We start from the raw sequence: 25,258 nt of genomic DNA, 5'->3' as shown, positions 1-25,258 counted from the left end.
TAGGTCTAGTGATGATGGCAAAGAGGTCACACCCGTTCCCATACCGAACACGGAAGTTAAGCTCTTTAGCGCCGATGGTAGTTGGGGGTTTCCCCCTGTTAGAGTAGGACGTCGCTAGGCAATGAGGAAGATGGATGAAAATCCATCTTTTTTTTTTGTGTTTTTAAAAAAGAAATAAGGTGGTTTGGTGGATACCGAACTTTTGATTATGGGTGACTGGGGTGTGAAAGTTGGAGGGTATAGAGCTTTGATCAAGCTGAGAACGATTGTCGAGATTTAGCGAACGGCCTTTATTTTTGAATTTAGACTTAATTGAGGCTCATTCCGACTTAATTGGCTCTCATTTCGACTTAATTTTTCTATTTTAGACTTAATTAAGGCTGGAAGATACCCAGCATGGTATTCACGATACTCCAGCTTAAAACTTTAAACGATCTCAAACCCTCAAAATAGGAAGAAGATGGCCACAACCATCTTCCAACACCCAATATTCTTCAGCAAAAACAGCAAAACCTATCCCAAAAGAACCTCTACAGCTCCACCAACCAACACCCAAACCAAAACCCCACAAATATACCTCTGATCACCCCTCAAAAACCACTAATCAATCCCCACCAACCCAACCCCACACATTTACGAGGTAATCTTCTTTTTATACGAGGTAATCCTGAATATATCCGTAAAACTTCATCACAATTCCGCAGATAAAAATTTTTATCCGATTTTCGACAAAGTTAATCCCCTCATTTAGTACTACTACTCCACACTTTAACTTTACAAATACCAACCAACCTCCTCAAAACCTTCAAAAAAGCAACTTATATGCCTATCTAGCACATCAATTGGTTTTAAACCGCGCTACAGCGGGGATTAAGGACCATGAAGACGCGAACTTGGTTTATTTTTATGAATCGAATGAAGACAGACACAACGAAGCCTAGAGATTCATACATTTTATAGAGTATCCAAAATAATCTGAATTAACGTATATGATTAAATTAATCTGGCAACAATGGCAATTATGGAGGTGGAAGAATGAAAGCGACACGACAGTACGGGGAAATTTGTATGGTATGTGAAGAGAAGAAAGATCGAGGATTACACATTCTTCATCAGTTTATTTGCCAAGAGTGTGAACATAAGATCCTAACTGCGAAAACCAATGATGAATATTATAAACATTATCTATCCCAACTAAGAAAATTAAAATTAGTAAACGCGTCTTCCTAAGATAACAGGCTATCAAACAGCCTGTTTTTTTGTTGCTGTAAATTCGTAGAAAGCCAATCTATGATAGAATAAGAATATCAAATAAGCTTAAAAACGTTTAAAAACAAAGGGATTTTGTAATGAAACATGCACCGCTATACGAGGCGTTAATCAATCATAGTCATACAAATAAATGGTCATTTCATGTGCCGGGCCATAAGAACGGACACATCTTTGAAGAGAGGGCAGTAGCTCATTTCCGATCCGTTTTACCGTTCGATGTAACTGAGCTCTCAGGACTTGATGACCTGCACCATCCAGAGGGTGTGATCTTAGAAGCACAGCATCTTTTGGCTAACTATTACAAAGTGAAGCAAAGCTTTTTTTTAGTAAATGGAAGCACGTGTGGGAATCACGCCATGATCCTTGCGTCGTTTAACCCTGAAGATATCGTACTCGTCCAACGGAATTGTCATAAGTCTGTGTTAAATGGTTTAGAGTTGGCTGGTGTTACTCCAGTTTTTCTTCATACCGAAATGGATGAAGAGGGTGGATATCCATTAGGTGTACCTCTTCAAACGGTGAAAGAAGCGGTTGAGCGTTATCCTCATATGAAAGGGATTATTCTAACGAACCCTACGTATTATGGCATGCAGCAAGATATTCAAGACATTGCTGATTTGATTCATAGTCTGGGTGGTGTTGTCTTAGTCGATGAAGCACACGGAGCACATTTCGGATTAAAGGATATGCCGATCAGTTCGATACATAAAGGGGCAGACATGGTTGTGCAATCTGCGCATAAGACTCTACCGGCTCTAACGATGGGTGCATACCTACATGTGAATAGCGAACGAGTAAATATCCACCGTTTAAAGCATGCTCTACAGTTGGTACAGTCTAGCTCTCCTTCCTATCTGATCATGGCTTCACTTGATCTTAGCCGGCTTTATCTTGAAAATTTGAGCAATGATGACATCAATCGTATCTTGTCTCAAGCTGAAGGTATGAGAAAGTATATGGATTCACTTCCGCATCTAAAAGTAATGAAAGCTTCAGATCGGTATCAGATTGATCCATTAAAGATTACGGTTCAGTCTGATAGGGAATTATCAGGGTATGAGCTTCAGGTTCTATTTGAAAAAGAAGGATTGTTTACAGAGTTATCAGATGATAGGAATGTTTTGTTCGTTTTGCCGCTTGGTCCGCTAAACGATTCTACCGACTTACAAAGGGTATTGAAAAAAGTATCCGATCAACTTTCTCAATATAATAGCAGAAAACAAACAGAACAATCCTTAACAGATGTTTTACAAGTGAGTCGTTTATCACTATCGTATAGAGAAATGAGGGGTTTACAGTCAAAACCTCTGTCGATGATGGAATCTGATGGACAGATCGCAGCAGAAGCTGTGATTCCTTATCCTCCAGGAATTCCGCTCGTCGCAAAAGGAGAACAAATTACTTCGAAACATATAGATGAGTATTCTACATTGAAACAGAAGGGTGCTCGGTTCCAAGGAATTACCGAAAACCATATGATATATGTTTTTGATCAAAGGTAAGGGGCAGGAATTGTGAAAGGTTTATTTATTACACTAGAAGGGCCGGACGGGTCAGGAAAAACAACACAAATTGCGAGGGTTGCTGAGTATTTACGAAAGCACGACGTGAACTTTATCCAAACGCGTGAACCAGGTGGTACAAATATCAGCGATAAGATACGAGCGCTTGTGTTAGATCCAGAGCATAAAGAAATGCATGATCTGACAGAAGTTCTACTCTATGCCGCTTCGCGTGCACAGCATGTACATGAAAAGATCCTTCCTGCATTAGAAGAAGGAAAAGTCGTACTCTGTGATCGATTTGTTGATGCATCGCTTGCCTACCAAGGGTTTGGTCTTGGAGTAGGTGAAGAACGCGTGCTAAAAGTGAACAATATTGCAACCAGTGGACTTGTACCTGACCGCAGTTATTTTGTAGATGTTTCGCCGCAAGTTGGAAAAGAACGAATGAAGGCTCGCTACGGAACAGAGAATCTAGATCGAATCGAACAGAAAGACCTTTCTTATCATGAACGTGTGAGAGAAGGGTTTGCTCAAATCTTTTCAAGACAAGCTGATCGAATCGTTCGAATCAATGGTGAACAGAGCCCTGATGCTGTGTTTGAAGAAATCGTAAAGGATTTAGATCAACTTTTATCGAATCATAAGAAAAAGTAGAGAGGGGCATTTGCCATGAAAATGATTATAGCCGTTGTTCAAGATAAAGACAGCAACCGATTGCAAGATGCGCTTGTTGATAAAAACTACCGTGCTACAAAACTCGCGACAACAGGAGGATTTTTGAAAGCAGGGAACACAACGTTTATGATTGGTGTGGAAGATGCTCAAATCGATGATGTTATGGAGATTATTCGGGAGAACTGCAAGAGCCGTAATCAGATGGTGGCGCCCGTTTCCCCGATGGGAGGCAATGCAGATGCTTATGTGCCATACCCGGTTGAAGTTGAAGTAGGCGGCGCGACTGTATTTGTTCTGCCGGTTGAAAGCTTTCAGCAATTTTAAATAAAATTGAGGGGTTATTATGAAAATTGGCCAAGAGATAAGACCCATTCTGGATACTAAGCAGAACGATGGAAAGATGGGTAAAAAAACGTCTATTTCCTTTGGTGAAGCTGTGTCCAAACAAAATGAGAAATTACATTCCGAACAGTTAACAAGACTGCTAGGTGATATAGAAAACCAAGGCAAGAGACTGCTTCAATCACAAACGGTACGAGATCTGCAGTTGTATAAAAACTTGGTTCAACGCTTCGTAAAAGAAGCTGTTGATTTCGGTATGCAGCTTAAGCAGAATAAAAGCTGGAACGAGCAAGGTAGATCGCGCACACTTAAACTCGTAAAAGAAGTAGATGAACATCTGATCGAGCTGACTGAGGCTGTTCTTAGCCAAGAGAAGGATTCGATCACTTTGCTAGATAGAATCGGAGAAATTAAAGGTTTGTTAGTTAATTTATATACGTAGTAGGTGAGTAAGATATGGTGAGCTGGGAAGAGTGCAGCAAAACACAGCCTCGTGTTGTGAGATTATTAAAAAACAGTATACGAAAACAGCGCCTTGCTCATGCATATATTTTTGAAGGGGCTCATGGAACTGGAAAGATGGCGACTGCGACGGTTCTTGCTAAAACGTTCCTTTGCAGAAACAGTGAGGATGGAAACCCTTGTGAAAGCTGTTCGAACTGCAAGAGGATTACATCTGGCAACCATCCCGATGTACATATCATCATACCAGATGGCCAAAACATTAAGATCGATCAGATAAGAGGGCTTCAAAAAGAGTTTGCTTATAGTGGGATGGAGTCGTCCAAAAAGGTATACATTATTGAGCATGCCGATAAGATGACCGTTCAGGCGGCAAACAGTCTTTTAAAGTTTTTAGAAGAGCCAGGAAACGATACGATCGCTCTCCTTTTGACAGAACAGGTTCATCGTTTGCTCGATACGATCCGTTCAAGAGCACAGACATTAACCTTTTCACCCCTTCCCCCGCAAGGGATTTTAGAAAAATTACTACAAGACGATATACCAAAGCCAGTAGCAATGTTAGCGTCCTCGTTGACGTCAGATTATGCAGAAGCACTCGAAATTTGTAGGGAAGAGTGGTTTGCACAAGCAAGAGCCAAAGTGATACAATTAACGGAGGACTTGAGGCTCCGGCCTGATTACTGTCTTGTTGTACTGCAAGATCAGTATTTAAGTTTTTTTAAAGAAAAAGATCAGTTACGTTTAGCTTTAAACTTACTTTTGATCTGGTATCGAGATCTTTTATCTATACATTTATCAAACTCGGAAAACGTTGTGTTTTTCGATCAGCTTCAAGCATTAGAGCAGCAGGCTCTTCACACTTCGCAAAAAAAGACGGGTGAAGCCCTGCAAGCGATACTGACTGCTCAAGCTAGACTCAGGAGCAACGTCAGCCCCTTGATGGTGATGGAGCAGTTGGTTTTACGATTACGGGAGGGATAAAACCTTGTATGAGGTAGTGGGAATCCGCTTTAAAAAAGCGGGTAAAGTATATTATTTCGACCCCGGCGACCTTGAAGTGAAAAAAGACGCGTTCGTCATTGTGGAAACGGCGCGTGGAATAGAATATGGCAAGGTAGTTATCGATAAGAAACTAGTCGGGGAGAATGATGTTGTTCTTCCTTTAAAAAAGGTCGTTCGGCTCGCGACACAGAAAGACATTTTGTCTGTAGAAGAAAATAAAGCAGCCGCTAAGGAAGCGTTCCAAAGTTGTGAGGAAAAAATCATCGAACATAAGCTGGACATGAAGCTTGTCGATGTCGAATATACGTTTGATCGAAATAAGATTATCTTCTATTTCACAGCAGACGGAAGAATCGATTTCCGGGAGTTGGTCAAAGACCTAGCTTCTATCTTCCGTACTAGAATTGAACTCAGGCAGATCGGTGTTAGGGACGAGGCGAAGATGCTGGGCGGAATTGGTCCGTGTGGACGAATGCTTTGCTGTTCAACATTCCTCGGAGATTTTGAGCCCGTCTCGATCAAGATGGCGAAAGATCAGAACCTTTCTTTAAATCCTGCTAAAATTTCAGGGCTTTGCGGCCGTTTGATGTGTTGTTTGAAGTATGAGAACGACTATTATGAAGAAGCTAAAGAAGAAATGCCTGATGTTGGTGAAGAGATTATGACCCCTCATGGTGTTGGTCGCGTTGTCGGCTTGAACTTGCTAGAGAAAATCATTCAAGTGAACATTCCATCTATGGAAAGAACGACAGAGTTCACTTTGGACGAGCTTGCTGGTAAGAGAGAGGAATTATTCAGTCAGGCCACAGAGTAAAAAGAGGTGGAATTCGTGGAAAAGAAAACAATATTTTCCCGCGTAGTACAGATGGAAGAGCAAATCACGGTGCTGTCAAAGCAACTGGAAGATTTCAAGACTCATTTGGCTGCACTCATTGAAGAAAACCACCATCTCGTGATGGAAAATGAAAATCTGCGAAACAAGCTGAATGCCGATCAAAAGCGGAGTTCTGTTAAAAAGTCTGTAGCCTCTAAAGCCAAGAAAGAACCTACCGATATCGGTGAAGGTTACGACAACCTTGCACGTCTCTACCAAGAAGGATTCCACATCTGCAACCTTCATTATGGAAGTGTACGTTCAGAGGGAGATTGTTTGTTTTGTCTTTCATTTTTAAATAAGAAATAAACGCCTTTCCAAATGGGAAGGCTTCTTTTTATATGGCAGTGTTTGTGGTAACTAAGGTTAATTGCAGGGTAAGCGTTAGCTAGGATATGTGAGGGGTAGTAGCTGGCGGAATTTGTCGACGAATGTAGACTCGTGGATAAACAGCAAAAACTTTTGGATTGAGAGCCAAAACTCGTGGATAAACGGTCGAAACTTCTGGATTAGGTCCGAAAATTTCTGAATTGGACGAGCGGAATGCCTCCTAAGTATATAAACATGATCAGTTTCGGGACCCGAAACTGTCCCATATCCTGTGAAGTGGAACATCCAATGAATAATCAGTCAAAAGCCAATAAAAACTTAACTTATTTATATAGAAGAAAGAGAGGGAAGAGCTGTGAGTGATCTAATACAAGATGAACGGATTGATTATTTAGTACATGAAGATTTGAAAATCATACAAAGTCCCTCTGTTTTTTCTTTTTCACTAGATGCTGTGTTATTAAGTCGTTTCGCGTGGGTACCGATTCAAAAAGGTAAGATCATCGATCTGTGCAGCGGCAATGGTGCTGTTGCGCTTTTGTTAAGCAAGCGGTCACAGGCAAAGATAACAGGAGTTGAATTTCAAGAAAGATTGCACAGTATGGCCTCGAGGAGTGTAGCGTTAAATCATCTAGAAGAACAGGTCCAGATGGATTTAGCAGACATTAAAGACGCCCCCACTACATATGGCCATGGTTCATTTGATGCCCTTACTTGTAATCCACCTTATTTTGCATCTGTACATGAAGAAGATTTTAACCAGAACGAACACCTTGCTATCGCGCGTCACGAGATTCACTGTTCGCTAGAAGATGTGATTCGAGTGAGCAGTCAGCTCGTGAAACAAGGTGGGAAAGTAGCCATGGTTCATCGGCCGAATCGTCTTATGGAGATATTAGCCTATATGAGAGAGTATAAGCTTGAACCAAAAAAACTGCAGCTGATCTATCCGAAAGCTGGCAGTGAAGCCAACATGCTTTTAATAGAAGGAATGAAGAACGGGAAACCCGATCTGCACATACTGCCTCCCATAACGGTGTATGGGGAAGACGGTCAATACACGGAACAGTTAAAGAGGATGTTCTATGGCGAAGATGGAAAATAATACGCACTTTCTATATATTCTCGAATGTAAGGACGGAAGTTATTATACGGGGTATACGAATGATTTAGAAAAACGCCTTAAAAAGCATGAAGAAGGAAAAGGCGCGAAGTATACGAGGGGTAGAGGACCATTAAAGCTTGTCTTTCAAGCAGCTTTTCCTACCAAACAAGAAGCGATGCGTATGGAGTTTGCAGTGAAAAAGCTTAAGCGTGCTCAAAAAGAAAGAATGATAAAAGAGGGAAGTGTTTTGTATGTGGCAGCAAAAGAGTTACAGCAGTGATATAGAAAGCGGCATGCTGTACTTAGTTCCAACACCGATCGGAAACTTGGAAGATATGACATATCGCGCAATTCGTATACTAAAAGAATCCGATGTGATCGCAGCAGAAGATACAAGACAAACAAAAAAACTATGCAACCACTTTGAAATCAGCACACCCTTAACAAGCTATCATGACCATAATAAACAGCAGAGCGGTAAGAAGCTGTTAGAAGAATTAAAACAAGGAAAACAGGTTGCGCTTGTTACTGATGCAGGAATGCCAGGTGTTTCTGATCCAGGTTATGAGTTAGTCGTTCAGTGCGTTGAAGAAAAGATACCCGTTATTCCGTTGCCAGGCGCAAACGCTGCCTTACCAGCGCTTGTGGCATCAGGACTCAATACCGAATTGTTTACGTTCTACGGTTTTTTACCACGTGGAAAAAAAGAAAAAAAGCTGGAACTTGAAAATCTAAAACGATTTCCATCTACGCTTCTTTTCTATGAAGCACCACACCGACTAAAAGAAACACTTCAAGCCATGAGCAGTGTACTAGAAAATCGAAACATCGCTGTCGTTCGTGAACTCACAAAAAAATACGAGGAGATCACTCGTGGAACCTTACAAGAAGTATCGGAGTTCTTCAGCCAAGGAGACACAGAAATCCGAGGCGAGTTCTGCTTAGTTGTTGAAGGCAGTGGAAATAAAGAATTCGAGGCAGAAGAAGAAGAACAATGGTGGGAATCGTTATCTGTCAAAGATCATGTCGAACACTATGTCGAAAAAGGCGAAAAACCAAAAGAAGCCATAAAATTAGCAGCAGTAGACCGAAACGTTCCAAAGCGTGAAGTCTACCAAGAATATCACGGGTTGTAGGCTATAGGGGTAGAGGATGAGAAGAAGCTGATCTTACAGTCATCACTCACAGCTTTAAAACTCCTTATCTTTTTATAGTTTCGATTTGTTTGTTCATTATCTTCATTGATTAAGTTGATTGAAGTGAAAGGTGCGAGACTCCTGGGGGACGAGTGGGCCAGGTGAGACACTCAATGGCGCGTAGCGGCGAGGGGCTCACCGCACGCCCCCCGGAAAGCGAAGCACCTGAAACGGAAATCAACCTCTCTTAAGAGCAACGAAGATGAAACTTAAACAAAGGAAAAGAGCCTTCTAAAGCGAAGGCTCTTGTTTTTTAGGCTTATTTTGAAGTTTGAAGTTGCTTTTGAAGTTCTTCCATTACTTCTTTAGCACCTTCACGGCTAAGGATGATCTTCCCGCCTGCAACTGTGTAGTTATCATCAGAAACTTCACCAGTTACTGCACAAGTCATGTTTGGCTTGTATTTCTTAAGGATGATACGGTCATCATCAACATAAATTTCTAAAGCATCTTTCTCTGCAATTCCTAAAGTACGGCGTAATTCGATTGGAATAACGACACGTCCTAGTTCGTCCACCTTACGTACAATTCCTGTAGATTTCATAATAAAATCTCTCCTCTCAAATATATAAAAGATTTCCCTATCTATTTAAATCGTCAGAATTCGACAAAATCCTACGAGAACATCTTACCAAGATTTCCAATTGTCGTCAATAGTTTTGACTTAAACATTTTATCGTCTTTTACCATTGATTTTACTAGACTATACCCATATTATAATACTTCCGAAACACTGAATTGGAAGATAAATTCATATATTGTCATAAAAAATTCAAGAATGTGTAAAAGATGAAAATTTTTAACTGGAAATATTGCTAAAATAATACGTCAAATTTCGACAAAACTAACAACGAAAAAATACTATCCATTTTTCCTTTTCGTCCATTAACTAGTATGCCTTGACACGCTTTCCATGCATTAGGTATATTTTGAAGGAAGAAAAGAGAATAATGAAAGTATTTACATAGAAATCTTTCGCTTACTTTTTTACTTTTATGTCCTAATGCAAACAGTTTCTTATAATATTGTAAAAAGATACATTTTCCGTTACAGTAATTTTCTTCCTAATTCTAAAGAACAATAGTCCCTAAATGGAGGGGCTTTTTTTCCACTATTAGAAAGTGTAACTTGTTAGCACGGTATTTCGATAGGGTGAAACAAGTATATTTAAATAGTATAAGCGCAACGAGGGCTGACGCGATAGATTTAGCGTCAGCCAAGTTTTCTTTACTATAAGGTTATTATTTTGAGGAGGCGGCTAGAATGGCGAAACCAACATTCTATATTACAACACCAATTTATTACCCAAGTGGCAAACTTCATATTGGACATGCATACACAACAACAGCTGGAGATGCGATGGCTCGTTACAAGCGTCTTAAAGGTTTTGATGTTATGTATCTAACAGGAACGGATGAGCATGGTGAAAAGATCCAAAAGAAAGCAAACGAACAAGGCCTTCATCCTCTCAAATACGTAGACGGTATTGTGGATGATATTAAAGCACTGTGGAAAAAGATGGACATCTCTTATGATGATTACATCCGTACAACAGAGGAAAGACATAAGAAATCTGTCGAAAAGATTTTTCAACAGCTTCTTGATCAAGATGATATCTATTTAAGTGAATATGAAGGTTGGTATTGTACGGATTGTGAATCCTTCTTTACAGAGCGTCAGCTTGAAGATGGAAAGTGTCCAGATTGTGGCCGTGAAGTGAAGAAAGTTAAAGAAGAAAGTTACTTCTTCCGCATGAGTAAATATGCAGATCGCTTATTAGCTTATTATGAAGAAAATCCTTCATTCATCTTCCCAGAGTCACGAAAGCGTGAGATGATCAATAACTTTATCAAGCCTGGTCTAGAAGATCTTGCTGTATCACGTACTTCTTTCGATTGGGGAGTAAAAGTGCCAGGTAATCCAAAGCATGTGATCTACGTATGGATCGATGCATTGTCTAACTATATTACGGCACTAGGATATGGAAGTGAGAACGAAGAGAAATTCAAACAATATTGGCCGGCTGATGTTCACTTGATGAGTAAAGAGATCGTTCGTTTCCACACGATCTATTGGCCGATCATGTTGATGGCGTTAGATCTACCTCTACCGAAACAAGTTATCGCACACGGATGGCTCTTGATGAAAGATGGCAAGATGTCTAAGTCCAAAGGAAATGTAGTGGACCCTAATGTTCTTATCGACCGTTATGGATTAGATCCACTTCGATACTACTTGCTTCGTGAAGTTCCTTTTGGTTCAGATGGTGTGTTCACGCCAGAGAGCTTCGTAGATCGAGTAAATGCTGATCTAGCAAACGACCTTGGTAACTTGCTCAACCGTACAATTGCAATGATCGGTAAATATTTCAATGGTGAGATCCCTTCATATGAAGGAAAAGTGACTGAGTTTGACGGAACACTTCAAGAGTTTGCGCTAGAGACAGTTAGAAAAACAGAAGAAGCCATGGAAAAACTAGAGTTCTCCATCGCACTTTCAACGATCTGGCAGTTAGTCAGCCGTACGAACAAATATATTGATGAAACTCAGCCGTGGGTATTGGCGAAAGATGAGGCTAAAAAAGCCGAGCTCGGAAGTGTTATGTATCATTTAGCAGAGTCAATTCGTATTGTTTCTGTGTTGATCCAGCCATTCATGACAGAAACACCAGCGAAAATCTGGAGCCAGTTAGGTCTTGCTGACAAGAGTCTTACTGAGTGGGATTCCCTAAAAGAGTTCGGTGCGATTCCTGCAAAGACGAAGGTTGAAAAGGGTGACCCGATCTTCCCTCGTTTAGAAACCGAAGTAGAAGTGGAATTCATCAAGAATTCAATGGGTGGCTCTTCAGCTCCTGTAGCAGAAGAACCAAAGAAAGAAGAACTGCCAGCTAGTGACGAGAAACCAGAAATCTCAATCGATGACTTCATGAAAGTGGATCTTCGTGTGGCAACGGTTCTCGAAGCAGAACCGGTAAAGAAAGCAGATAAATTACTGAAGCTTCAATTAGACTTAGGCTATGAAAAACGTCAAGTCGTGTCTGGCATTGCGCAGTATTACAAGCCAGAAGACCTTGTTGGTCAAAAAGTGATCTGCGTAACAAACTTGAAACCCGTTAAATTACGGGGCGAGCTTTCACAAGGAATGATTCTAGCTGGATCTTCGGATGGTCAGTTAACTTTAGCAACGGTTGATCCGTCACTTCCAAACGGTTCAAAAGTAAAATAAACACAAAAAGCGGGGAGCAATTCCCCGCTTTTTTGTCATTTTTAGTTCATTTGGGCAGTGATTTCCTGAAATTCCACTGTCAAAGATAGGACTTTTAACCTACGTTGTAACTAACTTGTAATGCTACTGTTACCCGAATGAATGGAAAATGTGATAAGATTTGTAAAGTTGAAAGGATGTACACTATGTTTGACACACATGCTCATTTAAATGCAACACAGTTTGAAGAAGATCGCGAAGCAGTCATTCAGCGAGCGTTGGATGAAGGCGTAACACATATTGTTGTAGTCGGTTTTGATCGTGAAACCATTAAAGGTGCGATGGAGCTGGCAGAGCAATACGATTTTATCTATGCTTGTGTTGGTTGGCATCCAGTAGATGCGATCGACATGACGGATGAAGATCTGGATTGGATCGAAGAACTAGCAGCACACCCAAAAGTTGTTGCACTTGGCGAGATGGGACTCGATTATCATTGGGACAAGTCACCAGCCGATGTTCAGAAAGAAGTTTTCCGACGCCAGATTCGACTCGCTAAAAAGGTAAAGCTTCCGATTGTTATTCATAACCGTGAAGCAACGCAAGATGTTGTAGACATATTGAAAGAGGAAGAAGCCCATGAAGTTGGCGGTATCATGCACTGCTATAGCGGTAGCATTGAAGTGGCACGTCAATGCATGGATATGAATTTTTACATAAGCTTTGGTGGACCAGTAACGTTCAAGAATGCAAAAAAGGTGAAGGAAGTCGCTGCTGAAATTCCGATGGACCGGCTCTTGATTGAAACAGATTGTCCGTATTTAAGCCCTCATCCGTTAAGAGGGAAAAGAAACGAACCATCTTATGTAAAGTATGTTGCAGAAACACTTTCTGAATTAAAAGATCTTCCACTTGAAGACATCATAGAGAAAACGTCCGACAACGCGTTCCGAATTTTTAACATGAACCGATAGGGAATGTTGTCGTAAACGATCAAAGCATGAGAAATATCGCGTTAATCTTTCAAGAATTGACAAAAGAGAAAGGAAATTTGTCAAACGGTTTTCCTTTCTTTTTTTCTTCTTTTCCGCTCATAATGGCCTTGGGTCAATTCATGGCGAAAAGGAGGGTGATTTGACAGAGAGAAAAAAGATATTTATAATGCAGTCCTTGTAGGGGAGGAAATTGAATGAATAGGAAAATTTTAGCTTTGTTCTCACGTTTCACGAACAAGAAAGTTTATCTTTCCATCGTTGCTCTTTTCGTTTTAGCCGTAACTTGTGGGTTCGTAGGTTATGAAACTACGAAAGCAAATGTGACGCTGATTCATGACGGAAAGAAAACAGAAGTGAATACGCATGCTAACACAGTTAGAGAGCTATTAAGCGAACAAAACATAAACATAAATCAGCATGATTCAGTTAAACCGGGTCTTGACGCCAAGGTGACTGACAACATGAAGATTGATTATTTACAAGCAAAAGAAATCAACCTTACCGTGAACGGGAAGGAACAAACGATATGGACGACAGCGAAGACTGTTGAACAATTCGTTAAAGAACAGCAGCTAACGTTAAAAGAGCATGATTCTATTAAGCCAAATCTGACTGCTGACATTAAGGATCAAGGTAAGATCCAAATCGAATCAGCATTCCCGGTTAAGCTTGTTGTAGGCGGAAAAGCGCAACAAGTTTGGACCACTTCGACTACCGTCGCTGACCTTTTGAAGCAACAAAAGGTATCTTTAGGAGAAATTGATCGAGTATCACCTGCTAAATCAGATAAAATCACTGGCAAAACGCAGGTTGAAGTCATCCGAGTAGAAAAGGTCACCGATGTAGTGGAAGAAGAAACACCGTTTGCTGTTGTTAACCGTAAAGATAGCGGGTTAACAAAAGGTAAAGAGCGTGTCGTGCAAGATGGAAAAAAAGGTAAACGTGAAAAGCGCTTTGAAGTTGTTATGGAAAACGGAAAAGAGATTTCCAGAAAACTGATCAGTGAAAAAACGTTATCCGATAGCTCGGATAAAATTGTTGCTGTTGGAACTAAAGCAAAGCCACAGCCAAAACCACAGCCAGTTGTATCTCGTAGCCAATCTGCATCAAGCAGTTCGGGCGGTCGAGAAATAACGGTAACGAGTACAGCTTATACAGCTAATTGTGCTGGTTGTTCCGGCATAACAGCTACTGGTTTTAATTTAAAATCAAACCCAAATGCGAAAGTTATCGCAGTCGATCCTAGTGTGATTCCGCTTGGTTCAAAAGTGTATGTTGAAGGATATGGATATGCCATTGCTTCAGACACTGGGGGAGCGATTAAGGGTAATAAGATTGACGTATTCTTTTCTTCACAATCACAAGCAGAGTCTTGGGGAAGAAAATCAGTTAAAATTCGCATCATTAATTAATGTAAGAGCATGGGGAAAAAATCCCTGTGCTTTTTTTGTGCGCGGGGACAACGAGTTCACAAAACGACTCTCGTTACTCTGTAGACCTAGACTTTCTTGACGCCTGGGGTATACTAGTAAAAGATGTTTTGTCGTTCAATATATTAGACGTTGCAATACCTAAAAAGGTTTCACCGTTTTGGAGGAAATCATGAAAAAAATTAAAGAAATTATTGTAGTAGAAGGAAAAAGCGATACGCTTGCTATAAAACGATCTGTATTAGCAGATACAATAGAAACAAATGGTTCGGAGATTAGCAACGATACGTTAAACCGAATCAAAAGAGCACACGAGACCCGAGGGATTATCGTTTTCACCGATCCAGATTTTCCGGGCAAAAGAATTCGTGAGATCATTTCGGAGTATGTGCCGGGCTGTAAGCACGCTTACTTAGAAAAAGCCGATGCCATCGCAAAGGGTGACAAGGGGGTCGGTGTGGAACACGCTTCACGAGAATCCATAATCGATGCGCTTGAGCACGTTAGAGAAGAATTATTAGAAACAGAAGACGAGTTGATCTCATGGGACGATCTGATGGCTGCGGGATTAACGGGCGGATCAGATTCGAAACATAGACGTGAAGTGATCGGGAGAGAGCTGCGCTTAGGTTATATGAATGCGAAACAACTACATAAACGTCTTAATATGTTCAGAGTCACACCAGAGGAATTTGAGCAGGCGTTAAAGGCGCTTTATAGCAATGAGGAGGAATAAAAGCATATGAGAAAAGATATATCGACTCCACAATCGACAAAAGCCATTCTAGAGAAGCATGGCTTTACGTTTAAGAAGAGTCTAGGTCAGAACTTCTTGATCGATCGTAATATTTTAAACAATATCGTCCATGCAGCCGATTTAACGGAGGATTCAGGAGTCATCGAAATTGGTCCTGGAATCGGAGCATTAACCGAGTTTATCGCAAGATCTTCCAAAAAAGCAGTGGCGTTTGAGATCGACCAACGCCTTCTACCTATATTAGAAGAAACACTAGCTCCTTATCCACATGTAGATGTCATCCATAGTGATGTGTTAAAAGCGGACATCCATGCTGTTATAAAAGAACACTTTGAAGAAGGACAAGATCTCATGGTTGTTGCGAACTTGCCGTATTACGTCACAACACCGATCATTATGAAACTTCTTCAAGACAAGCTACCGATTCGAGGAATCGTCTGTATGATACAAAAAGAGGTTGCAGACCGTCTTGCAGCTTCCCCTGGTACGAAGGATTATAACTCGTTATCGATCGCGATCCAATATTACGCAACAGCTGAGACGATGATTAAAGTACCTAAGACTGTTTTTGTTCCAGCTCCAAATGTCGATTCATCCGTCATTAAGCTGACACTTCGAAAAGAACCAGCCGTATCTGTTAAAGATGAAGAGTTCTTCTTCCATGTAGTGAGATCATCATTTGCACAAAGAAGAAAGACGTTATGGAACAACCTGACAAGCCAGCTCGTTCCAAAAGACAAGAAAGAAGAGCTTCAAGAGATCCTAGAATCGATCAATATCGATCCTAAGCGTCGCGGAGAAACCCTTTCTATCGAGGAATTCGGCAAATTAGCTGATGCTCTTTTAACTCTTGTAAAATAAATCTCATTTTTCCCCTGTCTCTCACATAACCTTATAAAAGGAACAGTGGTAGTTATGGAGCTTGTTACTCCGAATAGGGGGAGTAAAATGAAACTAGAGATTGGATCAATTGTAAGCCGAAACTCTTACAAACGAGATTTATTATTTCGAGTTGTAGGATTCAGCGAGGATCGGACGATTGCCGAACTTGCTGGAGAAGAGCTCAGACTCTGGGCAGATGCTCCTGTCGATGACTTATTCGTCGTGGATGACAAACATATGTCTGAACATAGGCAAGTTGAAAAAGAAAAAGAAGAGTCTTCCTTAAAACTATTCAGGCAGGATTATTATCTATTACGGCAAAAGCGCGAATATTTATCAACGAACGGATATCAATATGATCAATCCTACTTTGAGCTTCCAGGTAGAGTACTTCATATTGACGGAGACCCTTTATACTTAAATAAATGTTTGGAGCTTTATAAGAAGCTAGGAGTTCCTGTGTATGGCATTCATATGAAGGAATCGGAAATGCCTGAGAAAGTCCCTGCCCTCGTGGATGAGGTAAGACCGGACATTCTTGTGATAACGGGACACGATGCGTATATGAAGTCTAAGGGCGATGTGTCAGATGTGAACGCGTATCGTCATACGAAATATTTTGTTAGAACTGTTCGTGAAGTGAGAAGAAAATATACGCACCTTGATCATTTGATGATATTTGCGGGTGCCTGTCAGTCCCATTTTGAATCGTTGATTAAAGTAGGCTCTAATTTTGCCAGCTCCCCAGCTCGTATAAATATTCATGCGCTCGATCCCGTCTATATCGTTTCTAAGATCAGCCTGACATCTTTTATGGACCGAGTAAATGTTATGGACGTTCTCCGCAACACCTTAACTGGAAAAGAAGGGTTAGGCGGTGTTGAGACAAAGGGCTTCTTAAGAACAGGGATGCCGATCAAATCAAAACCATAATCAAACTCCGAAGAATTTCGGAGTTTTTTTGCGTTGCGTTTTCCTCTGAAACAAGCAAGAAAGAACCTTTAAATTGGACGCGCTTTTTGTCGTGCCAAAAAAGAAAAACAAAAGAAATTTATATCAAAAGTGCCCGAATTAAACAATTATTTGTAAGAAATATTCATTTTATACATATTGTACAGAAAAATTGGCATACTAAAAAAAGCAAAAAAAGGATATTTGGTCATTGACATGAAAATGCTTTGCTTGCTATAATGAAAATTTTAATTTGACAAAAAAACACGATTTGTGTTACAATTTGTCTAAGTGAGGTGGAGCCTAAAATGGGTAAAACAATAGTGGACATTAGACGCTCTTTAGAGTCCAACGTGGGTAGAAGACTTTCTTTACGTGCGAACGGCGGTCGACGTAAAACGATCGAACGACTTGGAACACTGGAAGAAACATACCCGGCAGTTTTTATTATCAAATTAGATCAGGACACCAACGCTTTTGAACGTGTTTCTTATAGTTACGCGGATGTACTCACAGAAACAGTAGAACTTACATTCTTAGAAGATACACAAGCAGCAATCGGGCAGTAAGAGTCTTTACTGCTATTTTTTTTACTTGCTGGTTGTGGTCGACATAATAAATACATATAATCAGCAACACCACGTAAGATAAAACCCCTTTTGGAGATACTATGATGTATCGCATATGAAAGGGGTTTTTCTTATGGGACGAAGAAAAAATGGAATGATGTCTGAAGGGTTAAAAACAGAGATCGCCAAAGAACTTGGCTTTTACGATACTGTCCAGCGCGAAGGCTGGGGCGGAATTCGCTCTAAAGACGCAGGAAACATGGTTAAACGCGCTTTAGAGATTGCTGAACAACGCTATAACAACGAAAACAGATAAATATGCGGTAATTCTAACCGGAGACCAAACGTGTCTCCGGTTTTCCTCTACAGTGAAGGTTGGATTTTATCTATATTTCACGCCTCATACTGTGTTACTATTAAAAATATCAAAATTGTGCAAGATGGTAGGCAGGGATAATGATGACAATTAATAAAGTATCCATTAAAGCTCCAGCAAAAATTAATCTGTCTCTCGATGCATTGCGTAAAAGAGAAGACGGATTTCATGAAGTGGCTATGGTAATGACTACGGTAGATCTAGCTGACCGGATCGAACTCACTTTATTAGAGGCAGACGAAATTAAAATCGAAAGCTCAGGCGGCTTTGTTCCGCTTGATGAGCGAAATCTTGCCTTTCAGGCAGCACTGCTTTTAAAGAAAACATTTAACATAAAAAAAGGTGTTTATATACATATATCCAAACACATTCCTGTTGCAGCTGGATTAGCTGGTGGTAGCAGTGATGCGGCAGCTACACTAAAAGGACTCAATGAACTCTGGGGACTTGAACTGTCATTGGACGAATTGGCTGAGCTTGGTGCGAAGATTGGTTCAGACGTTTCTTTTTGTGTGTACGGAGGAACAGCATTAGCGACGGGTAGAGGTGAAAAGATCCACCATATTTCCTCACCACCTCCTTGTTGGGTACTATTAGCTAAGCCGCCGATCGGCGTTTCGACTGGTGAAGTGTATCGTAACTTAAGACTTCAAGGTATCAAGCATCCGGATGTAGAAGGGATGGTCAAAGCCATCGAGGAAAAAGATTACGATAAGATCTGCAGCCTTCTAGGAAATGTATTAGAATCCGTAACGCTCAAGATGTATCCCGAGGTTAAACACATTAAAGAGCAGATGATGCGCCTTGGAGCAGATGCTGTGCTAATGAGTGGAAGCGGACCAACTGTTTTCGGTCTGTTTCAGCATGAATCCCGACTTCAAAGAGTGTATAACGGTTTGAGAGGCTTTTGTCATGAAGTTTATGCGGTTCGTTTATTAGGGGAATGATTGATAAAATCCGTATAAAAATGGTATATTATCTTCAAACATTCGGTTTTGGAGGATAATATGAAATTAAAAAGAAGCGGAAGAATGGTAGATCTAACAGGTTACCTTCTTCACCATCCCCATCAACTCATCCCTTTATCTTATTTTGTAGAACGGTACGAATCGGCTAAATCATCGATAAGTGAAGATCTTGCTATTATTAAAGAACATTTTGAACAGCACGGTTTAGGCCATGTTCAAACGGTTCCAGGTGCAGCAGGCGGCGTTAAATATATTCCAGGCATAGATCAAGCAGAAGCGGAAGAAACGGTAAAAGAACTCGTTGAGCTACTCGAAGACCCTAGCCGTATCTTACCTGGAGGGTATTTGTACGTTACAGATATCATCGGCAACCCAAGATTGGTGAACCAGATCGGCAGACTTTTTGCATCAATCTTTTCATCACGAAAAATAGATGTAGTCATGACGATCGCAACGAAGGGTATCCCGCTAGCTTACGCAGTAGCTACACACCTGAATGTTCCTGTCGTCGTTGTACGAAGCAACAGCAGAGTAACAGAAGGGTCTACCGTGAGTATCAATTATGTTTCGGGTTCAACCAAACGAATTCAGACGATGGCTCTTGCGCGAAGAAGCATCAAACAGGGGTCACGTGTACTCATCATCGATGACTTCATGAAAGCGGGCGGAACGATCAAGGGAATGATCAGCTTGATCGAAGAGTTTCAAGCACACATTGAAGGTATCGGTGTTCTCGTTGAGGCTCAAGAAGTTTCAGAAAGACTTGTAGATGATTATGTTTCCATTGCACGACTTGCACAAGTGAACGAAAAAGAAAATCGCATCGAAGTGGAAAAAGGTAATTACTTTCTAAACGGAGGTCAAGCATGATGAAAAAAATTCATACAGAAGAAGCACCGGCAGCAATCGGCCCTTATTCCCAAGGGATCATAATCGACAAGTTGTTCTTCAGTTCAGGTCAGATTCCTCTTACGAAAGAAGGCATCATGATCGATGGGGATGTAAAAGAACAAACTCATCAGGTTTTTCAAAATCTGAAAGCAGTTTTGAAAGAAGCGGGTTCTTCTCTTGATCAAGTCGTGAAAGCAACGATTTTTATTAGCGACATGAACGAGTTTGCTGATATTAATGAAGTGTACGCTGAATATTTCAACGAACATAAGCCAGCTCGCTCTTGTGTAGAAGTTGCAAGGCTACCAAAAGACGCAAAAGTAGAAATAGAAGTTATAGCACTTACAAAATAAGTCCTCATGAGGGCTTATTTTTTTCGCCTGTTCTACGGAATGCGAGTACCTGGAATGGAAATCAACTACACGCCTAAACAACAAATCACTGCTAAATCAGTCAATGAAAGCAAGGTAGACAAAGGCGCCACAAATTTTTTAAAAATTTTTATTATTCCAAGAAGGATTTTGTAAAAAGCTGCAGAATTGTAATATTACGTTCTTATTTTGGAAAAAGGTGGTGTTTGTGAATGGAAGTGACTGACGTAAGATTACGCCGTGTAAATACAGAAGGCCGTATGAAAGCGATTGCCTCCATTACAATCGATCATGAATTTGTTATTCATGATATTAGGGTAATTGATGGCAATAATGGAATGTTCGTAGCTATGCCAAGCAAACGAACACCAGATGGAGAGTTCCGTGATATCGCGCATCCAATCACGTCTAGTACACGTGAGAAGATCCAAAACGCGGTGTTAACAGAATATCACCGTATGGGAGAGATGGAGTCTGCTTTAGAAGAAGCAGGAGCTTCTTAATATCTCAATAAGAATTTAGAGCCTGGTCAGAATGATTAGGTTCTTTTTATTTGCTCTTTTTTCCTCATAAGAGAGAACCTTCCTATATATACCCCATACCTATTAAAAAATCACCTCATTTTTCAATAAAATTTATCAAACCATTGACAATCCCACGTCACTTCTTGAAATGACTACGTGTTTAAGATATATTCGTAATGGTATGTTAAGAAATATTTAAGATTTAGGAAAATGGATGGAGGTTCACAATGACAAATCGCTATGCGGTCATTCTTGCTGCGGGTCAAGGAACAAGGATGAAATCCAAGTTATATAAAGTGTTGCATCCTGTTTGTGGGAAACCGATGGTTCAACATGTGGTTGATCAGATCAACTCTCTTCAAATGAAACAGTTGGTGGCTGTTGTCGGCCATGGTGCTGAAAAAGTTCAAGATCAATTGGGCTCAGACGTTCAGTACGTGCTTCAAGAAGAGCAGCTTGGTACAGCACATGCTGTTATGCAAGCTGAAAACGCCCTAGCAAATAAAGAAGGAATCACACTTGTTGTTTGTGGTGATACACCTCTTATTACATCGGAAACAATGGAAAAGCTTATTGCAGAACATGAGTCTCTTGGTGCAAAAGCTACGATTCTTACAGCTAAGGCTGAAGATCCAACTGGATACGGACGTATTATCCGTAACAGTGAAGGAACAGTTGAGCGCAATGTAGAGCACAAAGATGCGTCTGAAGAAGAGCGTAAAGTGACTGAGATCAATACAGGAACTTACTGCTTCGATAATAAGGCGTTGTTTGATGCGCTTAAACAAGTTAATAACGAAAACGTACAAGGCGAATATTATTTGCCTGATGTTATAGAGATCTTAAAAAATGCAGGCGAAGTAGTAGCTGCTTATCAAACACCTGATTTCAATGAAACATTAGGTGTAAATGACCGAGTAGCCTTATCGCAAGCTGAACGTTATATGAAGAAACGAATCAATGAACGCCATATGAGAAATGGTGTTACGTTGATCGACCCTGATCAAACCTATATTTCAGATGATGCAGAAATCGGTAGCGATACGGTCATCTATCCTGGGACTGTCATCTTAGGGCAAACAAAAATAGGGGAAGAGAACATTATCGGACCTCAATCTGAGATCAAAGATAGTGTTATCGGAAATGGAAATACGATTCGTCAATCTGTTATTCACGACAGTGAAGTTGGAGATCTCACGGCAATCGGTCCATTTGCTCACATCCGTCCGAAGTCCGTTCTTGAGAACAACGTAAAGATCGGAAACTTTGTAGAAATAAAAAAATCTGTGATGAGTTCAGGTAGTAAAGCGTCTCATCTTAGCTATATCGGTGATGCTGAGATCGGAAAAGACGTAAACCTTGGCTGCGGGTCTATTACAGTGAATTACGATGGTAAGAACAAGTTTTTAACAAAGGTAGAAGATGGTGCGTTTATTGGGTGTAACTCTAACTTAGTTGCTCCGGTAACCGTTGGCAAGAATGCCTATGTTGCAGCTGGTTCAACAATAACAGATGATGTACCTGCTGAGTCATTATCCATCGCAAGATCGCGTCAAACTGTTAAAGAAAACTACGTTCAAAAGTTAAACGAAAAACAAAACCAAAACCAATAATTTTAAGAGTGGGGAAGGATGGAGCCATCAATGAGTACGTATGTAGATCCTACATTGAAAGTTTTCACGTTAAATTCTAACAAGGAATTATCAAAGGAGATTGCTCAGCACATTGGAATTGAGCTTGGGGAAAGTTCAGTAACAAAGTTTAGTGACGGGGAAATTCAGATTAACATTGAAGAAAGTATTCGTGGCTGTGAAGTTTACGTTATTCAATCTACAAGTGATCCAGTTAACCAACACTTAATGGAACTTTTAATCATGATTGATGCTTTAAAGCGTGCTTCTGCAAAAACGATTAACGTAGTAATGCCTTACTATGGCTATGCACGTCAAGACCGTAAAGCACGCGCACGTGAGCCGATCACGGCTAAACTTGTAGCTAACCTGCTTGAAACTGCTGGTGCAACTCGTGTTATTGCAATCGATCTTCATGCGACTCAAATTCAAGGCTTCTTCGACATCCCAGTTGATCAATTACTTGGTGTGCCGATCTTAGCAAATTATTTTGCAAACAAAGAATTAGATGATATCGTAATCGTATCGCCAGATCATGGCGGAGTTACTAGAGCAAGAAAGATGGCTGATCGCTTAAAAGCACCTATCGCTATCATTGATAAGCGTCGCCCTCGCCCGAACGTATCTGAAGTTATGAACATCGTTGGTAACATCGAAGGAAAAACAGCGATCTTAATCGATGATATTATTGATACGGCTGGAACGATCACACTAGCAGCTAATGCACTAGTAGAAAACGGCGCGAAAGAAGTTTATGCATGCTGTACGCACCCTGTTCTTTCAGGACCTGCGATGGATCGTATCCAGAACTCTTCTATTAAAGAGCTAGTTGTTACAAACACGATCGTTCTTCCTGAAGAGAAGAAGATTGACAAAGTAACACAGCTTTCTGTAGCTCCTTTATTAGGAGAAGCAATCATTCGCGTTCACGAGCAACTTTCTGTATCTAAATTGTTTGATTAAGATCTTATAAAGCTCTTCTATAGAGATTGTTGCATTTGAGATTTTTTTATTCTCATCTTTGAAAAGTTGATTGAAGTGGAAGGTGCGAGACTCCTGGGGGATCAGCGGGACAGGTGAGACTCTTAATAGCGCAGAGCGCTAAGAGGCTCACCGCACGCCCCCCGGAAAGCGAGCATCCTGAAACGGAAATCAACCACTTTGAAGAGCAACAAGTAAAACATTAATCACTTTCGCTTAAGAAGTGCTTGCTTAATCGATTTCTAACTTCACGTTTTAAAATCTTTCAGTTCGGGTAATGCTTTAAAGAGACTCGAAATAGGAAAGGTGGATCTCATTATGGCAACGAATCTAACAGTCGAAAAAAGAAATACAGACAAACGTTCGATCTTAACGGAATTAAGAAGTAAAGGACAGTTCCCGGCGAACCTTTATGGTTATGGAACAAAAGCTGTTTCTTTATCCGTTGATGAGCCTGAATTTATTAAAGCTTACAGAGAAGTAGGCAAGAATGGCGTACTCAAATTAAAAGTAGATGGAAAAGATTATTCTGTCATGGTACAGGATATGCAAGTTCATCCTCTAAAAAATTCTGTTACGCACGTAGATTTTCTAGCAATTGACTTAAATAAAGAAACAGAAGCAGAGGTACCGGTTGTACTAACGGGTGAATCTGCTGGTGTTAAAGAAGGCGGCGTATTGCAACGTGTACTTGCAACAGTAAACGTTAAAGCATTACCTGCTGACTTCCCAGAACAACTTGAAGCTTCTGTTGAAGATTTAAATATAGGTGACTCTTTATCTGTGAAGGACTTGCCAACAGGTAAAAAATACGAAATTCTTCATGAAGAAGACGAAGTGGTTGCGAGTGTAACACCTCCAAAACTTCAAGATGAAGAAACGGATGAAGAAACAGAAGAAGCGGATGCAGAAGGAGATGCTCCAGAATCCTCTGAATCTGTTGCTGATGACAGTCAAGAAGAAGAAAAGAAAGACGAATAGAATGATTGAAGATAAAAACGCAGCGGCCGCTGCGTTTTTATTCTGTTATCCCAATTGTGTATAATGTTTATAAGACAATTGAAGGTAAGGTGAACATAAAGTGAAATTGTTTATTGGGCTCGGGAACCCCGGATCTCGTTTTGATGGCACCCGGCATAATATAGGTTTTGAAGTAATAGATACATTATCAGACTCCTTAAATATCCCCCTGCAACAAACCAAGTTCAAAGGAATTTACGGAACAGGTGTGGTTGGAGGAGAAAAAGTATTCTTATTAAAGCCGCTAACGTATATGAATTTATCTGGAGAATGTATAGGTCCCTTCATGGATTATTTTCAGATTCCATTAGAAGATATGGTCGTCGTGTACGATGATCTCGACACGGTTCCAGGAAAACTAAGACTTCGTACAAAGGGAAGCGCAGGCGGGCACAACGGTATTAAATCTATGATTGCTCACCTTGGCACGCAAGAATTTAAAAGAATTCGATTTGGAATCGGACGCCCTACGAACCAACAGCCCGTTCCAGACTTCGTATTAAATCGTTTTTCAAAAGAGGAATCCGTAGATATCGAACATGGTATTGATCGATCTGTGAAAGCATGTGAAGCTTTTCTAGACACATCATTTGATAAAGTTATGAATAAGTTTAACGGCTAAAGAATAGATTACACATGTTCCGCTCATAATGGTTAGTATAATGCTAACCGAAAGGGGACTGTGCATGGCTATTCATTACCGGTGCAGGCATTGTAAAACACATGTGGGTACGATTGATCACCATACTGTGAATGCAGCACATCTTGGATTTGAAACATTAAGTAACGAAGAACGGCAGGAATTACTCTCCTATAAAGAGAATGGAGATATAGAAGTTACAACGACATGTGAGGATTGTCAGGATACGCTAGAACGTAATCCTGAGTATCATACGCTGAAATCCTTTATTCAATAAGGTAATGCTTTGGCCACAGCCTATC

At 40.5% G+C, this 25,258-nt stretch carries 29 protein-coding genes and 1 rRNA gene; 29 read left to right on the top strand and 1 reads right to left on the bottom strand.

Going from position 1 to position 25,258, the window contains the following annotated elements; all coding sequences use genetic code 11:
• Positions 1–4: 4 nt before the first annotated feature.
• From rrf to rsmI, 12 genes are all read left to right on the top strand, one after another.
• Positions 5–120 (top strand): 5S ribosomal RNA (gene rrf / locus ACFS5O_RS20330).
• Positions 121–1,035: 915 nt separating this feature from the next.
• Positions 1,036–1,230: a sigma factor G inhibitor Gin gene (locus ACFS5O_RS20325; RefSeq protein WP_066390463.1), complete on the top strand. Its 195-nt coding sequence runs from the start codon at positions 1,036–1,038 to the stop codon at positions 1,228–1,230.
• Positions 1,231–1,349: 119 nt separating this feature from the next.
• The gene (locus ACFS5O_RS20320) at positions 1,350–2,774 is read left to right on the top strand and encodes an aminotransferase class I/II-fold pyridoxal phosphate-dependent enzyme (protein WP_205724237.1); all 1,425 of its coding nucleotides are present in this window, start codon (positions 1,350–1,352) and stop codon (positions 2,772–2,774) included.
• Positions 2,775–2,786: 12 nt separating this feature from the next.
• Positions 2,787–3,431: a dTMP kinase gene (gene tmk, locus ACFS5O_RS20315; protein ID WP_205724238.1), complete on the top strand. Its 645-nt coding sequence runs from the start codon at positions 2,787–2,789 to the stop codon at positions 3,429–3,431.
• 15 nt (positions 3,432–3,446) lie between these two features.
• Positions 3,447–3,776 carry a cyclic-di-AMP receptor gene (locus tag ACFS5O_RS20310; RefSeq protein ID WP_066390471.1) on the top strand — a complete coding sequence of 110 codons (330 nt, stop codon included), beginning with the start codon at positions 3,447–3,449 and terminating at the stop codon, positions 3,774–3,776.
• A gap of 19 nt (positions 3,777–3,795) precedes the next feature.
• Positions 3,796–4,236: a YaaR family protein gene (locus ACFS5O_RS20305; RefSeq protein WP_205724239.1), complete on the top strand. Its 441-nt coding sequence runs from the start codon at positions 3,796–3,798 to the stop codon at positions 4,234–4,236.
• Positions 4,237–4,250: 14 nt separating this feature from the next.
• Positions 4,251–5,240, top strand: coding sequence for a DNA polymerase III subunit delta' (holB, locus tag ACFS5O_RS20300; protein WP_205724240.1), 990 nt, complete (start codon positions 4,251–4,253; stop codon positions 5,238–5,240).
• A 4-nt stretch (positions 5,241–5,244) separates the two neighbouring features.
• Positions 5,245–6,075 (top strand): PSP1 domain-containing protein, encoded by an 831-nt coding sequence (locus tag ACFS5O_RS20295; protein ID WP_205724241.1) that lies wholly within the window; start codon positions 5,245–5,247, stop codon positions 6,073–6,075.
• A 15-nt stretch (positions 6,076–6,090) separates the two neighbouring features.
• On the top strand, positions 6,091–6,444 hold the full coding sequence (gene yabA / locus ACFS5O_RS20290) for a DNA replication initiation control protein YabA (protein ID WP_144704788.1): 354 nt from the start codon (positions 6,091–6,093) through the stop codon (positions 6,442–6,444).
• Positions 6,445–6,820: 376 nt separating this feature from the next.
• Complete coding sequence (locus ACFS5O_RS20285) at positions 6,821–7,570, top strand: tRNA1(Val) (adenine(37)-N6)-methyltransferase (RefSeq protein WP_205724242.1); 750 nt, start codon at positions 6,821–6,823, stop codon at positions 7,568–7,570.
• Complete coding sequence (locus ACFS5O_RS20280; RefSeq protein WP_205724271.1) at positions 7,560–7,850, top strand: GIY-YIG nuclease family protein; 291 nt, start codon at positions 7,560–7,562, stop codon at positions 7,848–7,850. Before ACFS5O_RS20285 ends, ACFS5O_RS20280 begins: the two co-directional genes overlap by 11 nt.
• Positions 7,822–8,706, top strand: coding sequence for a 16S rRNA (cytidine(1402)-2'-O)-methyltransferase (rsmI, locus tag ACFS5O_RS20275; protein ID WP_205724243.1), 885 nt, complete (start codon positions 7,822–7,824; stop codon positions 8,704–8,706). The genes ACFS5O_RS20280 and rsmI overlap by 29 nt, the downstream gene beginning before the upstream one ends.
• Positions 8,707–9,025: 319 nt before the next feature.
• Here rsmI and abrB read toward each other — a convergent pair whose 3' ends face one another.
• A complete protein-coding gene (gene abrB / locus ACFS5O_RS20270; RefSeq protein ID WP_066238107.1) occupies positions 9,026–9,310 on the bottom strand; it encodes a transition state genes transcriptional regulator AbrB in 285 nt (94 codons plus the stop codon).
• A gap of 719 nt (positions 9,311–10,029) precedes the next feature.
• On the opposite strand from abrB, the gene metG reads away from it, so the two are divergent.
• The 17 genes from metG to fin all read left to right on the top strand — a co-directional run bounded on the left by metG (position 10,030) and on the right by fin (position 25,233).
• Positions 10,030–11,991 carry a methionine--tRNA ligase gene (gene metG, locus ACFS5O_RS20265; RefSeq protein ID WP_205724244.1) on the top strand — a complete coding sequence of 654 codons (1,962 nt, stop codon included), beginning with the start codon at positions 10,030–10,032 and terminating at the stop codon, positions 11,989–11,991.
• 185 nt (positions 11,992–12,176) lie between these two features.
• The gene (locus ACFS5O_RS20260; protein WP_205724245.1) at positions 12,177–12,944 is read left to right on the top strand and encodes a TatD family hydrolase; all 768 of its coding nucleotides are present in this window, start codon (positions 12,177–12,179) and stop codon (positions 12,942–12,944) included.
• Between the two features lie 215 nt (positions 12,945–13,159).
• Entirely contained in the window at positions 13,160–14,377 is a 1,218-nt protein-coding gene (locus tag ACFS5O_RS20255) for a resuscitation-promoting factor (RefSeq protein WP_205724246.1), read from the top strand.
• Positions 14,378–14,567: 190 nt separating this feature from the next.
• Complete coding sequence (gene rnmV, locus ACFS5O_RS20250) at positions 14,568–15,131, top strand: ribonuclease M5 (RefSeq protein ID WP_205724247.1); 564 nt, start codon at positions 14,568–14,570, stop codon at positions 15,129–15,131.
• Positions 15,132–15,137: 6 nt separating this feature from the next.
• A complete protein-coding gene (gene rsmA / locus ACFS5O_RS20245; RefSeq protein WP_205724248.1) occupies positions 15,138–16,013 on the top strand; it encodes a 16S rRNA (adenine(1518)-N(6)/adenine(1519)-N(6))-dimethyltransferase RsmA in 876 nt (291 codons plus the stop codon).
• Positions 16,014–16,100: 87 nt separating this feature from the next.
• Positions 16,101–16,967 (top strand): sporulation peptidase YabG, encoded by an 867-nt coding sequence (gene yabG / locus ACFS5O_RS20240; RefSeq protein WP_066390493.1) that lies wholly within the window; start codon positions 16,101–16,103, stop codon positions 16,965–16,967.
• Positions 16,968–17,293: 326 nt separating this feature from the next.
• Complete coding sequence (gene veg, locus ACFS5O_RS20235; protein ID WP_066238125.1) at positions 17,294–17,554, top strand: biofilm formation stimulator Veg; 261 nt, start codon at positions 17,294–17,296, stop codon at positions 17,552–17,554.
• A gap of 133 nt (positions 17,555–17,687) precedes the next feature.
• Positions 17,688–17,870: a small, acid-soluble spore protein, alpha/beta type gene (locus tag ACFS5O_RS20230; RefSeq protein WP_197134475.1), complete on the top strand. Its 183-nt coding sequence runs from the start codon at positions 17,688–17,690 to the stop codon at positions 17,868–17,870.
• Between the two features lie 143 nt (positions 17,871–18,013).
• Complete coding sequence (ispE, locus tag ACFS5O_RS20225; protein WP_205724249.1) at positions 18,014–18,877, top strand: 4-(cytidine 5'-diphospho)-2-C-methyl-D-erythritol kinase; 864 nt, start codon at positions 18,014–18,016, stop codon at positions 18,875–18,877.
• A 60-nt stretch (positions 18,878–18,937) separates the two neighbouring features.
• Positions 18,938–19,768 carry a pur operon repressor gene (gene purR, locus ACFS5O_RS20220; RefSeq protein ID WP_205724250.1) on the top strand — a complete coding sequence of 277 codons (831 nt, stop codon included), beginning with the start codon at positions 18,938–18,940 and terminating at the stop codon, positions 19,766–19,768.
• Positions 19,765–20,142 (top strand): RidA family protein, encoded by a 378-nt coding sequence (locus ACFS5O_RS20215; RefSeq protein ID WP_205724251.1) that lies wholly within the window; start codon positions 19,765–19,767, stop codon positions 20,140–20,142. Before purR ends, ACFS5O_RS20215 begins: the two co-directional genes overlap by 4 nt.
• Before the next feature lie 230 nt (positions 20,143–20,372).
• Entirely contained in the window at positions 20,373–20,663 is a 291-nt protein-coding gene (spoVG, locus tag ACFS5O_RS20210) for a septation regulator SpoVG (protein WP_066238133.1), read from the top strand.
• 248 nt (positions 20,664–20,911) lie between these two features.
• Positions 20,912–22,297, top strand: coding sequence for a bifunctional UDP-N-acetylglucosamine diphosphorylase/glucosamine-1-phosphate N-acetyltransferase GlmU (gene glmU, locus ACFS5O_RS20205; protein WP_205724252.1), 1,386 nt, complete (start codon positions 20,912–20,914; stop codon positions 22,295–22,297).
• A gap of 30 nt (positions 22,298–22,327) precedes the next feature.
• Positions 22,328–23,278 (top strand): ribose-phosphate diphosphokinase, encoded by a 951-nt coding sequence (locus tag ACFS5O_RS20200; RefSeq protein WP_066390512.1) that lies wholly within the window; start codon positions 22,328–22,330, stop codon positions 23,276–23,278.
• A 336-nt stretch (positions 23,279–23,614) separates the two neighbouring features.
• Positions 23,615–24,277 (top strand): 50S ribosomal protein L25/general stress protein Ctc, encoded by a 663-nt coding sequence (locus ACFS5O_RS20195; RefSeq protein ID WP_205724253.1) that lies wholly within the window; start codon positions 23,615–23,617, stop codon positions 24,275–24,277.
• Between the two features lie 100 nt (positions 24,278–24,377).
• Positions 24,378–24,938 carry an aminoacyl-tRNA hydrolase gene (gene pth / locus ACFS5O_RS20190; RefSeq protein WP_205724254.1) on the top strand — a complete coding sequence of 187 codons (561 nt, stop codon included), beginning with the start codon at positions 24,378–24,380 and terminating at the stop codon, positions 24,936–24,938.
• A gap of 64 nt (positions 24,939–25,002) precedes the next feature.
• Positions 25,003–25,233 (top strand): anti-sigma-F factor Fin, encoded by a 231-nt coding sequence (fin, locus tag ACFS5O_RS20185; protein WP_205724255.1) that lies wholly within the window; start codon positions 25,003–25,005, stop codon positions 25,231–25,233.
• Positions 25,234–25,258: the final 25 nt, after the last annotated feature.

The sequence above is a fragment of the Fictibacillus nanhaiensis genome (assembly GCF_042686385.1).
GTDB classification, from domain to species: Bacteria; Bacillota; Bacilli; order Bacillales; family Fictibacillaceae; genus Fictibacillus; species Fictibacillus nanhaiensis.
Note: the sequence above shows the minus strand (reverse complement) of the source record. Positions and strands in the feature narration are given on the sequence as shown.